Annotated in this window: 12 protein-coding genes; all 12 read left to right on the top strand. The window is 59.3% G+C overall.

The features are described from left to right. The first annotated feature begins 23 nt into the window (after positions 1–23). The 12 genes from BWP39_RS23580 (at position 24) to BWP39_RS23525 (ending at position 13,495) form a co-directional block, all read left to right on the top strand. Complete coding sequence (locus BWP39_RS23580) at positions 24–422, top strand: ectoine synthase (protein ID WP_096724594.1); 399 nt, start codon at positions 24–26, stop codon at positions 420–422. A 25-nt stretch (positions 423–447) separates the two neighbouring features. Further along, on the top strand, positions 448–1,272 hold the full coding sequence (locus tag BWP39_RS23575; protein WP_096724592.1) for an aldo/keto reductase: 825 nt from the start codon (positions 448–450) through the stop codon (positions 1,270–1,272). A gap of 51 nt (positions 1,273–1,323) precedes the next feature. Further along, positions 1,324–2,019 carry a thioesterase II family protein gene (locus BWP39_RS23570; RefSeq protein ID WP_096724590.1) on the top strand — a complete coding sequence of 232 codons (696 nt, stop codon included), beginning with the start codon at positions 1,324–1,326 and terminating at the stop codon, positions 2,017–2,019. Between the two features lie 94 nt (positions 2,020–2,113). Next, positions 2,114–3,199 carry a beta-ketoacyl synthase N-terminal-like domain-containing protein gene (locus BWP39_RS23565; protein ID WP_170043896.1) on the top strand — a complete coding sequence of 362 codons (1,086 nt, stop codon included), beginning with the start codon at positions 2,114–2,116 and terminating at the stop codon, positions 3,197–3,199. A gap of 30 nt (positions 3,200–3,229) precedes the next feature. Further along, positions 3,230–3,769: a coronafacic acid synthetase gene (locus tag BWP39_RS23560; RefSeq protein ID WP_096724586.1), complete on the top strand. Its 540-nt coding sequence runs from the start codon at positions 3,230–3,232 to the stop codon at positions 3,767–3,769. Between the two features lie 3 nt (positions 3,770–3,772). After that, positions 3,773–5,308, top strand: coding sequence for a class I adenylate-forming enzyme family protein (locus BWP39_RS23555; protein ID WP_096724584.1), 1,536 nt, complete (start codon positions 3,773–3,775; stop codon positions 5,306–5,308). Between the two features lie 67 nt (positions 5,309–5,375). Further along, positions 5,376–6,218, top strand: coding sequence for a hypothetical protein (locus BWP39_RS23550; protein ID WP_096724582.1), 843 nt, complete (start codon positions 5,376–5,378; stop codon positions 6,216–6,218). Positions 6,219–6,246: 28 nt separating this feature from the next. Beyond that, positions 6,247–7,428 (top strand): cytochrome P450, encoded by a 1,182-nt coding sequence (locus BWP39_RS23545; protein ID WP_096724580.1) that lies wholly within the window; start codon positions 6,247–6,249, stop codon positions 7,426–7,428. Positions 7,429–7,486: 58 nt separating this feature from the next. Next, complete coding sequence (locus BWP39_RS23540) at positions 7,487–9,121, top strand: GMC family oxidoreductase (RefSeq protein ID WP_170043895.1); 1,635 nt, start codon at positions 7,487–7,489, stop codon at positions 9,119–9,121. Between the two features lie 1,057 nt (positions 9,122–10,178). Next, complete coding sequence (locus BWP39_RS23535; RefSeq protein ID WP_096724576.1) at positions 10,179–11,192, top strand: autoinducer binding domain-containing protein; 1,014 nt, start codon at positions 10,179–10,181, stop codon at positions 11,190–11,192. 318 nt (positions 11,193–11,510) lie between these two features. Beyond that, positions 11,511–12,377 (top strand): TauD/TfdA dioxygenase family protein, encoded by an 867-nt coding sequence (locus BWP39_RS23530; RefSeq protein WP_096724574.1) that lies wholly within the window; start codon positions 11,511–11,513, stop codon positions 12,375–12,377. 308 nt (positions 12,378–12,685) lie between these two features. Further along, on the top strand, positions 12,686–13,495 hold the full coding sequence (locus tag BWP39_RS23525) for an amino acid kinase family protein (protein WP_157915172.1): 810 nt from the start codon (positions 12,686–12,688) through the stop codon (positions 13,493–13,495). Positions 13,496–13,497 lie beyond the last annotated feature (2 nt).

Here is a 13,497-nt window from a genome sequence, read left to right as displayed (position 1 = left end):
CAATCGAAAATCGGAACGACACCATGATAGTCAGGTCATTGGAAAGCATTGAGGGCACGGAGCGAGACGTGGTAGCAGAGACGGGCGACTGGCGAAGCCGGCGCTTCATCCTCGCGAAAGACGGAGCGGGTTTTTCGATGAACATGACGACGGTCAAGGCCGGGATCGAAGTGGAGCTTTGCTACAAGAATCATATCGAGGCGGTCATCTGCCTCGAGGGTGAGTGCGAGCTGACCAACAAGAAAACGGGCGAGACGTTCACGATCAAGTCAGGCGATATGTATCTGCTGGACCAGCATGATCGTCATATCGTCCGAACGAAAACGGCGTTCCGTGCGATCAGCGTCTTCAACCCTCCCTTGACCGGTCGCGAGGATCACGATGCCGACGGGTCATTTCCGCTGCTGACCGACACCGAATAGATCCGCGCGCGGTCAGGGGAACCAGATGAAGTATTTGCATCTTCGCGATGGCGGAGCCATGCCGGCTTTGGGGTTGGGAACCTACCGGCTCGAGGGTCGCGCGGGCTACGAGGTGATCCGCGACGCACTTGGGATCGGCTATCGACATATCGATACCGCAGAGGCTTACGACAACGAAACTGAAGTCGGTGACGCGATCCGTGATGCGCAGATAGATCGCGACGCGCTTTTTGTCACGACAAAGATATGGCCGACGCACTTCAGAAAAAAATTCGTTCAGCTTGCTGCCGAGAGCTCTCTGCGCAAACTGCGATGTGACTATGTCGACCTTATCTTGCTGCATTGGCCTAGTGAAAAGGTGCCTTTAGCTGAGACGCTCGAGGCACTTTCGAGCCTGCTCACGCGCGGCCACGCGCGTGCGATTGGTGTCAGCAATTTCAGTGCGCAGCAGATTCAGGAAATCACGCAGATTCACGGCATTCCGCTCGCCTGCAGTCAGATCGAGTATCACGCGTTGCTTGATCAGCGCGACGCGCTTGAGCGGGCAAGCAACGATTCGCTGGTTACCGTCGCGCACAGTCCGCTCGCCCAGGGGCGTTTATGCAATGAGCCTTTGCTCAACGAAATCGGTGAGCGATATCGCCGGACCGCAGCCCAGATCGGCTTGCGCTGGCTCGTGCAGCAGGAAGGCGTGGGGGCGATTCCGAAGGCGTCGTCGACGGCGAGCCTGATGCAGAATCTCGAGATTTTCGACTTCGAATTGAGTGACGACGATATGAGCCGGATTTTCGCGTTGAACTCAGGGGTCCGTGTCGTGCAGGCCAGGAGCGAGACTAGAAGCGAGGCCTGACGTGCCAGTCGAAATGTGTATGAGTCAACTTTCCACGCAAGGTATCCAGCGATGAAGAACATATTCTTGCTTCCTTACGCCGGCGGCAGTGTGTCGGGCTACCGCCCTTATGTTGCCGACTTTCCAGAGCACGTTGGCGTTGTCGTTCCCGTCGAGATTCCTGGGCGAGGCAAGCGATCGCATGAGAATTTCGCCACCTCGATTCCGGAGTGCGCGGCAGTCACGGTCGATCAACTGGAGTCGGTGGAGGAGGACTACATCCTCCACGGTCATTGCATGGGCGCGTTACTCGCTTTCGAGGTGATCAAGTTGCTTGAGGCGCGTGGACGGCGGCTACCACGCTTCATGGTGTCATCGGGCCGCAATGCACCGAAATACAGGACGAACTGGTCGCAGCAGGTGGCGGGGCTCGACGACGAGCAGTTCTTCTACGCGTTAAAGGAAGTGGGTGGTGTGCCGCGCGGGCTCAATTTCGCCATGTCGCGGCAGTTCTTGATCGTCATCCGCCACGATCAGGCGATGTCACGCGATTACGATCCGGGCGAGACGAAAATCAGCGTACCGATCCTGGCGCTGGCCGGCCGCGATGACGGGATGACGAATGCAGCCGCGCTCGCCGAATGGCAAAACTACACGTCCGACTTCGTGTCGGTGCAGTGGCTCGAAGGGCAGCACTATTTCATCTTCGACCAGGCGCGTGAAGTCGCGTCGTGCATCGAGGAGTTCTCCCGTCAGGTCAGTCACTGAGGTATCGAACCGTTCGCTGGGTCCGATCCTGCGTGCGCTGGGCGGAACACTGAAAAAGATCGACATGAAACCACTCGCCGTTGCCGCATGGTCCATGACAACCCCGTTCGGGGAGGACGAGGCTACGCTCGATGCATTGTTCGAAGGCCGCTCGGCTTTTACGCCGCAGGTGTCGCCGTGGCCGCTGCGCAACCCGCTTGCCGCGGTGATTGCGGATCGGCCGGATTGCGCGCAATCCGATCGCGCATGGCAGCGTCATCTCGCGACGCGTGTCGCTGGCCGCGCCTTGCGTCGAACCGCGTTCGATGTTCGAAGCGCACAGCATCGTTGCGCACTTATCTTTGCAACGAGTTACGGGCATCTGATCGACGATACCGGCGACGACACGATGTCGACGTGGGCGCGCGATAGCGCTCGAATCCTCGAACTGGATCTCGAACCGATCGTGGTCGGGGCCGGCTGCTCGTCGGGCTCCGATGCACTCGGTGTCGCAGCCGCGATGCTGGACACCGGGGCGGTGGACGTCGCGATCGTCGTGGCGGTCGATATCGTCACGGCGGCGAAGCGCATTGCGCATTCGAGTCTGGGAACCATGACGACGGGCGAGCACAAACCCTTCGATACCGCTCGAAGCGGCATGTTGCTCGGCGAAGCAGCGGCCGCGGTTGTGCTGATGAGAAGCGCTGACCTGGCGGAACATGAAGGCGAACTGATCGGCGTGGGCGCCGCGAACGATGCGTTCGGCGTGACGGCCCCCGATCCTTCTGGCGTGTCGGTGCGTTACGCGCTCGATCGCGCGTTGCAGGCCGCTCGGCTCGGCTATAGCGATCTCTCGCTCTATTTCGCGCACGGCACGGCCACGCAATTGAACGACGCGATCGAGGCGAAAGTCATCGAGGAGGTTTTCGCGGATCACGACGATCTCGCGATCGTTGCCACCAAGGGTGCGTTGGGGCACTCGCTCGGCGCGTGTGGCGTGGTCGAGTTCATCCTGCTTCTGCAGATGCTGAACCGTCGGCGTACGCCGCCGACGGTTGGGCTGACCGACCCGGTCGGCCATCTCGCTCCCCGCTTTCCAGATCCACAAGGGCGTGTGCTCGGCAGCCCGTACGGTGTCAGTGTCACGCTGGGTTTCGGCGGGTTCAACACGGCTCTCGTTGCGCGTGGACTGGCGCGATGACTTGCGCCCGTGAGTACGGAGGCTAAACCCATGAACGTGAGATCGACGTTATGCGAAGACATCCGCTCGCATAACAAGCCGTCGTTGTTTGCCACACCGCTTGCATGGGCGACCAGTGACTTTGTGCAGACGCTGATCGATGAGGCGGGTGAAATCCAACCGTCTGAGACAGGAATGATCGTGGTGAGTGACGACTGCAGTCTCGATACCGTGCGCGAGCTTGCCGCGACGGCGGTGCAGGGAAAGCTGTCGCCGCTGCGTTTCGCTGGTGCGAGTCCCAGTATCGTTGTTGGCCTTCCAGCGCTTCAGCAAGGTATTCGCGGACCGACGCTGGCCCTGACGATGTCACCAGAACACGCAGTCGCTCCGGTCATTGCGCTGATCACCTACTGGTTGACGCACAGCGGGATCGATGCGGCGATCGTCGTCGCTCACCATCGGCATGGCGTCCGGTCTCATCTGTTCAAGGGGCTGGTCGTTCGTTCGATCGACGCGGAACTGGGACAGCAGGTCATGCAGCTTTGCAACGCGGCATCCGACGAACCCGCTTTTCCCGACAGGAATGAGTAAGACATGGCTATCGAGATCGAGAAAACCCCAGGCTGTCCGGAAACGACGCGCGGCAACGACAACCTGCTTCGCGTAATCGAGCAGAGAGTGGAGCAATTCCGCTGGCGTGAGCGCGCCGTGTTTCATGAGGGCGCTGAAACGTATACGTTTGCCGATGTATTCGCGGGTAGCGCAAACGTCGCTGCCGCTCTGACTGCGCTCGGCATTCGCAGCGGTGACCGTTTGCTGATCGCTTTGCCCGACTCGTGGCATTTCGTTGTGACGTTTCTCGGCACGCTTCGCATCGGCGCTGTGCCGATCCCGTTGAATCCCGAGGTTCACGTCGACGAGCGAGCGGCGCTGATTGAGCGCTCGAATACAAGACTCGTCGTGTCGGCGGTTGCGATGGCGGGTGAGGTATCGGTTGCCCCCGAGGATCTGCTCGTTCCCGCGCCGCAATCTGCAGAAGTCGTCACGATCGCACATCGCACGCACGACGAGATTGCGTACGGTGTGTTCTCATCGGGTACGACTGGGCTGCCAAAAATCATCTTCCATAGCCATGGCGACCCGCTGGTGTTCACGTCGGCATTCGCCTCCCATCTCGGCCTGGGTCCTGGCGACACGAGCGTGTCCGCCGCGCGTATGTGTTTTGCCGCGGGTCTCGGCAACTCGTTTTTCTTTCCGCTGCTGCGCGGGAGCGCCGCTGTGTTGAGCCGTGAGCGTCTGACGCCGAAGCTGGCGTGTTCACTGATCGAAAAACATCGCGCAACCCTCCTTTACGGACCGCCCAGTTTCTATGGGCAGATCCTCGCCGATGGCCTGGGAGACCGGTTATGTACGCTGCGCCTCGCGGCCTGCGGCGGCGCGACGCTGCCGGTCGTACTCGAACGCAGGCTAAGGTCCTGCCTCGATGATCGACTGGTCAACATCTTCGGCAGCTCGGAGATCGGCCACGCGATGGTGGTCAACGGTCCGGGGCATCAACTCGAGGGCGCATCGGGCCGCGTGCTGGCGCCGTATGACGTGCGTGTGGTGGACGAAGCGGGCGAGGCCGTACCGGCGGGCCGGGAAGGGCGGCTTGAAGTGTCCGGCACCACGATCGCGCTCGGCGTCGAGCACGGTACGGGAGCCCCGGTACGCGTTCCGTCGACCGGCTGGTATCGAACCGGAGACGCGGCCGTGATCGATACAGAGGGGTTCGTCCATATTTCAGGTCGCATCGACGACATCGAGATTGTCGGCGCTCAGAACGTGCATCCAGCGGAGATTGAATCGATGCTGCTCAGTCTGCCGCAGGTGCGAAACGCAGTTGTGTATTCGAGCGTGCAGCCCGACGGCCAGCCGTTGCTCAAGGCGCTGATCGTGCCGGCCAGTCAGGACGTCGACGCGGATGATCTGCTCGGCGTGATCCAGGAACATGTCCGCCGCCATCTGTCCTGGTACAAGGTGCCGCAACTCGTCGAACTGACGCGCGAGATTCCGTTGACGAGCTTCGGAAAGATCGATCGCAAGGCGATCAGGAAGCGGGATCTGCATGAGGCATTGAAAGCGACCTGATCCTGTCATGGGCGTCCCCGGATGAGGGGCGTCCCAATCCGTCCTGCCGATTCCGTGTGGAGTGTCAATGTACGCAAACGAAACGATCGCCGATCTGATGAAGTCGTGTTACGGAGGACAGGAACTTCTCGCCTGTGCCGAAACGGATAACGGGTTCGAATTCCAGGTTCCGGCTGCCATTCGGGACCCGCAGACCGCAGAATTTCGCTCGCCGGCGCCGATACTCAACGAACTGGCGATCGGTCATCGACTCGCTGTGTCGATCGGTCGTCACAAGTACGCGATCCAGCGAGAAGCGTCGCTTGCCATCAAGTCCATCGAGAGCGCGACAACACCGATCGATCCGGTCGAGGGCTATCACGTCAGCTGGCACGCTGAACTGACGACTAACCGGGAAGCGCGGGTTACGACATTCAGATCGACGCTGGTCGTTAAACACGCTGCAGAAAGCCGCCGCGTCGAGATGCTGTTTAACGTGCTGCCGCCGTCACTCGTGTCGTTCGTGCGGCGGACAAGGAAATTTGCCGATTACGCCGACATCGCTATCAACCGCGAAGTGTCTGATCTGTCGACCGTTGCCGACGGCCATTACCGCTATTTCCCATCGGAGAGTGACCGGCTGTCCGATGGCAAACGCGTCGATCACGTTCCGGCACTGACCTTGATCGATATCGCACTGTCCGTTAGCGGGGCGATGCATCCGGATGCGGGGCACCTGGGACTCGACGCAGATTTCCTGAGCTATACCGATCCGAGACAGATGTTCGACGTACTGACTGACGATGACCGGCAGGCCGTGGTGTTCATGCAGAACGACCAGCGTGTCGCTGAAATTCGTAGTGGCGCACATCTGGCCCGTGGCGATGATCTGACCGGGCGCACGATGCGTCATTCCCTGCTCAACCTATAAACCTGCGAATCCTAGCGGAGACGATGACATGACTATCGCAGCCCCGTCGTATGACGCCGATTTCTATTCGGACGAATTCATTCGGAACCCCTGGCCACACTATGAACGGATGCGCGAACTGGGATCGGTGGTCTGGATGCCGCAGCACGAAAATTACGCGCTGACGCGGTACGAAGCGCTCGAATCGGCGTTGCGCGATCACGAGACGTTCATTAGCGGCAAGGGCATCGCCGCCGATGCCAGAGGAAACGAACTGACGCTCGGCATCCGTAACGGTGCAGCGTCCGACGGAGAGCGTCACGCGCTGATTCGCTCGGTCACGTCCGAGCCGCTGCTGCCGCGCGCACTCGAGGACGTACGCGCCAGCATCGAATCAGCGGCCGACGAACTCGTCGACGCATTCGTCGACAAGGGCGAATTCAATCTGATGGAGAAATTCGCGTCGTACATGCCGCTATCGATCGTGACGAAACTGGTCGGATTTCCGGATTTCGGCAGAGACAACATGTTGCGCTGGGCGAGTGCGGCGTTCGACCTGGTCGGTGTGCAGAACGCGCGAGGCAGCGCCGCCGTCGAGGTGTTCGCCGAGATGCGGCAATTCCTGATGAACGAAATCCGTCCGGAGAATCTGATCCCGGGTAGCTGGTCGCGACGCATCTTCGATATGGTCGAGCAAGGCAAGCTTCCGCCGGAGGACACACTGGTCGCGATTCGCAACTACGTGACCCCGAGCCTGGAGACAACGATCTCGGCGATTGGCCAGCTCGTTTACCGGCTGGGCAAGAATCCTGATCAATGGGCGCTGCTGCAGCAAAAACCGGAGCTGGTGCGCGGCGCAGTTAACGAGGCCATGCGGATCGGCACACCGGCGCGGTCGCTCGCACGGCACACCTCGCGCGCCGTCGAAGTCGACGGCATCACGATTCCGGAGAATGCGCGCGTGATGATGGTGTTCGCATCGGCGAACCGGGACGCTCGCGTGTTTCCCGATCCCGACCGCTTCGATGTCACACGGCCGCCCAGGCGGCACCTGAGCTTTGGCCGCGGCATTCATATGTGTATCGGGGTGCACCTCGCCGAGCTGGAAATGAGCAGCCTCCTGAACGCAATCCTTGCACGCGTCAAAGAGATTCGTGTCGGTGAGCCCACGATGATCCTGAACAACACGCTCTATTCGTTCGCGACGCTCCCTGCGCAATTCATCTCATGACATGGGCTGGCGTTGCAATCGCCTTCGTTTGCGGGTCAATTCACTTACGGATCAAAACATGAAGAGGCAGACGCTCCCCCGCGGAAGACGCGATTTTCTGGCGAAGCTCATCGCACTCGGCGCGAGTGCAGCCGGTCCTGGTCTGTCAGCGACCTATGCGGCCGCCGCACAGGCCAGCCAGCGTGCGCCCATCGCCGATAGCCACGACTACGTGATCGTCGGTGCGGGGTCCGCGGGCTGCCTGCTCGCCGACCGTCTCTCGGCGACGGGGGCTTCTGTGCTGCTCATCGAAGCCGGTAGCAATCTGATTGAAAAACCGAAAATCTCACAGGTCGCCGACTGGGCCCAGAATCTTGGCAGCGATACCGACTGGGCGCGCAAAAGCGTGCCGCAGCCGGGGTTCGCAAACCGCGCGGAGACGCTGTCGGCGGGCAAGGTCTGGGGAGGTTCGGGGAGCATCAACGGAATGATCTGGCAGCGCGCCGACCCGCGCGATTATCTTCAGTGGCATCGTCTGGTCGGTGACCCCTGGCGCCCCGAAGCGCTCAACCGCGCTTATCTCGACGTCGTGCAGCCAGCGGGACACGCGGGCGACGCTGTGGCTGGCCGCCTCACGGTCGGTCGCTATGCCGATGCGCATCCGTTGACCGGGGCCTTCCTTGCGGCGAGCATGCAAACGGGCTTGCGCGCGATCGACCTGAGCGCCGGGCTGGCGCTCGACGGCGTCGGTGTTTCGTATGTCAATGCGACGCCGGATGGCCACCGATCGGCGCCGGCAGAGGCCATGCTCGCACCGGCGCTCGTGCGGCCGAATCTCGACGTCATCACAGGGGCGCTCGTCACTCGACTCGTGATGCGAGGTACGCACTGCCACGGCGTGGAGCTTGTCGTGGATGGTGAGCGCGTGACCTGCAACGCCAATCGCGAGACGATCGTGTGCGCCGGTGCCTGCGAATCGCCGAGGATTTTGATGCTGTCCGGGATCGGGCCGATCGACCAGCTGGCGCCACACAATATTCAGGTGCGGCAGGCGTTGCCGGCTGTCGGCCGCAATCTGCACGACCACCTGCTGCTGCGCTTCGTGTTCAAGGCGAAGACTGCCGTGCCGCCCCCGGTGTCGAACGGCTTCTCGACGATGGCTTTTTACGGCATGAGCGGACAGCAATACGCGCCCGACATTCAGGTGATCGGCATGCAGTATCCGTATGGCACCGATGTGCCGGCGGGTGCCGGTTATACCGTCAAGCCGTTCCTGGTGAAGCCCCGTAGCCGTGGCGCCATATCGCTCACGAGCGCCGATCCGCTTGCGCCGCTCGCCATCGATCCGCGTTACCTCGAGGAAGCGGTCGACCGCGATAACGTGATTGCAGGCGTTGAGCGCTCGATCGATATCGGTAGCGGCATGCATGAGTTCTACGGCAGCCTTGTTCCGGATGTCCCGCTGCGCAGTCGCGCTGACAAGCTCGCGTTCATCACTGCGAACGCGGCGCCGGGGATGCATTACGCCGGTACCTGCGCGGCGGGCCGCGACCCGGCCATGAGCGTCGTCGACTCGCATTTTCGCGTGTGGGGCGTTGAGGGTTTGCGTGTCGTGGATGCGTCGGTGATACCTGAGGTGCCCGCCGTCAATGCGCACGCGCCGATGCTGACGATCGCGCAACTTGCGGCATCGTATTGCCAGCTTGTTCCGTAAGCAGACGAAGGATGGGTAGTGCCGGGCGGCGTGAATCTGTTCTCGCAGCCCGGCGACGGCTAATGATTTCTTCAGCCACTGCCTCTGATACAGCACACGATCAGCATCTTCGCTGAGCGCCACCACACCGTTGTTCAAATGCAGGTCAACTGCACAGCACCTGCTCATGTGCGTCGAGCCGGTGCCGGCCATATGATTCCCAATATCCCCACGACATATATTTCAAATCAAAGCGTTCTAATTACTCATTCAGCATTATTACATTTGGAAACAACTACGGGATTTCGTGACTTCATTCATTCCAATAAGGATCGTTAAATTTGTGATTTACACTGGCTTCAAACAGCATTATAATTTTTGCGAGCTATGCGTCTCTCATAAATTAGAGTCTAAGCATGTTATTCAATTTGCATAGAAAATAACCGATCGATCGCAATAAATCCAGAGGCGGAATATACGCCGGATAACATCGCAAACATAACAATTAGGCCGGAACGATTTTCATTTTCGGGAGATGGGCGTTTTAGCCCGTTGGCCCGGCGGTAACTCGAGAAGGGCAAGGCGAGATCCGAAAACCTAATACGTTTGGGTTTTCACACGGCCCCGGCCGATTGGGTGAAGACGAATTCATGATTACGGTACCGGCGATGGCACAACAGTGCGCTCGATAGGTATCGGTTGCGCGGCGGTTGAAGCTTGGGTCTTGAGCTTGATTTGCGTTGTCATAATTATATCGCACACCTGAATAGTGGGATTGTAGAAAGCACGACTCAGACACAGTCCGTGTCGACACTACTGCCCCAGGTAAATACCCCAATATCGATGATCAAGGAAACGTCGAAGCTCGCGCACGCGGGTGAGTGCTGGCCGCACTCATCCGCCAGGTCGGACCGGTCGCGTTGGGTGCCGGACATTTTCCACGTGCTCGCGACGGTACTACGCATCGTCCATTTTTTCGCCGGATATCCGCTGCTTCATTGCGTTACCGCGTCCCCGAACATGCCAGTTCGGGTGCCTTTGCGTGCCGGACTGGGCGTGCTGCCCGGAGTGCGCGGGCATGAAACTTGATGTCTGGCCGGAAAGCGAGTCGGACCGGCGCCTGGTGCAAACTCGCGAAGTGTTGGTGAACGATGGCCGGGTGGCACTGTGTCTGATCGATTGCGAGGACAACGGCCTTCTGCTCGAACGCGTGTTCATCGACCGGGACGGCGCGCGAACTATCCAGCGGCTCGATGCGGGCAATGAGATCCAGCTCATGGCGTTCCTGCAGAGCGACCCCTACATCGATCTGCTCCGCGACAGCTACAACCGCGTACTCACCACGATCCGCTCGGTTGGCCAACCGTCTGTGCCGGTTGCGGCTCTTCCGGCGCATGTCTCCGAATGCCGGGACGAACTGGAAGTGCTAGCCCTGATGCGCAGCATCTGCGCCAGCAACGGTGGAATGGAGTGTCTGTATCGCTGGATCACCGTTGGTGAGCAGGATATGGTGATCGAGAGCCACGTCATCCTTGCCCACTGCCATCCCGCGTGGACGCAATCCTATGTCCATAACCACTGGGTGCTAAACGACCCGGCTGTCGATTATGCGAGGCACGAAACAGCGCCGCTGCGTGGCTCGGATATCAAACCGTATCGCGACGAACACTGGTTGGCACAGAAAGCAGGTGTCTACGGGTTGAACAGTAATGTGTTCTTTCCTGCGCATCGCCGTCGCGATCCGATGTTTGGTTTGCTTCACGTCAGTTCGCATATGCCATCGCCTGAAGGCGAAGATCTGATCTGGCAGAACCGTCAGAACCTGCGTGGTCTGGCAGCCGAACTGCTCGAGTGGAGAGTGATGCAACTTCGGCAGACAGCGGCACAGCAATTTCCCCTGAGCACGCCTGAGGTTGTAGCGCTTCGTGTGATCCGTCGCGGCGGCAGCGCGGCCCATGTTGCACATGAACTCAGTATTACCGAGCGTGAAGCTTACCGGCTGTTCCGTCAAATCAACGTAAAAATGGGCTGCGGCCATATTCGCGTGAGCGCAGGGGCGGCGCAGACGTACGGATTACTCGGTTCTATATAACCATATCAACTAGCAATGCATCGCTTAAGCATGCAAGTAATCTAAGGATTTACCGGGGGTGCCCGTTATATGCTTTGACCAAGGGTGCACAAGGTGAATTAGAAAATCGTAGTCAGATGATGAAAGAAGCTTGCGCTGCAATGCAGCGGGCGATTAACAACGGAACTGCCCCGTCCTTTGTGTGCAAATGTCAGCCCGACTCGCAGCAGCGGAATCCACGCAATAACGTTTTCTGAATAGAAAGACAAGCGACCAACCCGGTGTGATTGTGTGCGGTGGCTACCATCAGGTACCACGCGACCCTGAACGGAGATGTGAATGGATAAGCGAGTAAATTTGTTCGAGAAAGAGTCCTTTCTTGCTTCTGGATTCGGAACCCATCTGAATCGTGACGTGTTTCTCAATACGGAACCCGAGGAAATCAAGGAAATCCTCAAGCAGAAGGGATTCGCATTGGTCAGAGGCCTCGAGCTGAGCAAGCAGGATTTTCTGAAGATGTATTCCCAGTTTGGGCATATCGTCGCCTACGTCAATGACCGGGAGAAGGTGGGTTATGGCTATCGGGACACACTGGAACTCGACGGCGACAAACGCAAGATCGTAACCGGTCGAGGTCAACTGCCATTTCACGCGGACGGGGGATTGCTGCTCAGTCAGGTAGACATCGTGTTCCTCTATGGCGCCAGCATCAAGAACATGCGTTTCCGCGGCGCCACCTTGATGACAGACCATGTGCTGGCCATTGAGGAGATGCCCAGCCATCTGCGCGATGTGCTCGAACAGGAAACGTTCGAAGTGCGGGTGACTGAGCGCGGTTACTACGCGAATGTCTCTCCGGACGGATGGTTCAAGGTACCGGTATTCACCGATCTGGGATGGGTCAGGAAAATGCTGGTTTATTTTCCGTTCGATGATGATCAGCCGGCCAGTTGGGAGTCCAGAATTGTGGGTTTCACGCCGTTCGAAACCAAGAAATTCTTCCGCGAGCTGTCGCAGTTTTTCAAGAATCCGCGCTATACGTACACGCATTACTGGCGTGAAGGTGACCTGCTCATATCGGACAACCGTCGGAGCATTCACGAGCGTGAAGAGTTCAACGACGCGGCGATTGAGAGAACCCTTTGGCGTGGCCAGACTGCCGACACGGCGACGGGCGGCCCGGTGAAGGACATCGGCCTGGGTTGAGTGAGGATGCCGTAGCAAAGCCGGGGTGCCGGGCGATTCGTTGTTGCGGATCGCTCCTGCGCCCGGGCTGTTGCCAGTCTCCGACCAGAAAAACGAGTGGTTGATTCAATCGGCTTTGCAGAATGCGCAGCTTGCTTTTCAGAGCGAGGTGTCAACGTCGTATCAGTGACGGCATGGCGATTCAGTGGGTCGTCATATCCGCTTCGTTCCAGAAGCATGCCGCGGAAACACCCTGTTAACACACGTGCGCGTGTACCAACGCGATTGGCACCATTTCGTGCTGAAACAAAAGTATACAGAGGGCAACGGTGTCAAATAAAGCACAGGAAGCTCCGAGTATCGTCATCAAACTCGGGTCGAGCACGCTAACGAGCGGAGGTCACCCGAACCGCGCTGTGATTGCCGCGCTTTGCGACGAACTAAAACAGCTGCGCGAACGCGGCCAGTACCCGATCGTGGTCACGTCCGGCGCAGTGCAACTCGGTGTGCCGGTTCGTCGCACCGACTGCTGCGTGTCGGCTACCCGCGAAGGTTTCGCCGCGGTGGGGCAGATTCGCTTGATGAGTGCATTCGCCGATTGTCTTTCGTCGCACAGCTACTCGTTGGCACAGATACTTCTGAAGCACGAAGACTTCCTGTGTCAGCACACGCGTGCCCAGCTTATCGGCACGATCACATCGCTGTCCTGCAGCGACGCGATTGTGTTGATCAACGAAAACGATGTGACGTCCGGGGGACGCGGGTTCCCGAGCAACGATGAACTCAGCGCAGCGCTCGCGGCGCTGCTTAACGTGTCGAAGCTGGTGATCTTTACGGACCGCCCGGGCGTGTACGAAGCCGATCCGCGCGTTCATCCTCAGGCACGCCTCTTCGAGACGATCGGCGCATGGGACGAGCAATTGCTTGCAGCCGCGTCCGACATTCCCACCGCCACCGGTACCGGCGGCATGAAGTCGAAGATACTCGCCGCACAGATCGCGGCTGAACATGGCGCCGTCACTGTCATCACGAACTACGCTCCCCGCAAACTTCAACGCATCGTCGACGGAGAGCGGCTCGGCACCTGGATCATGCCGGAGACAGCAGTGGACCGCACACCAACAATTATTAACGCCTAACT

This window comes from Paraburkholderia acidicola (assembly GCF_002362315.1).
In the GTDB taxonomy this organism is placed as follows: domain Bacteria; phylum Pseudomonadota; class Gammaproteobacteria; order Burkholderiales; family Burkholderiaceae; genus Paraburkholderia; species Paraburkholderia acidicola.
This window is presented reverse-complemented; position numbering and strand designations above follow the sequence as displayed.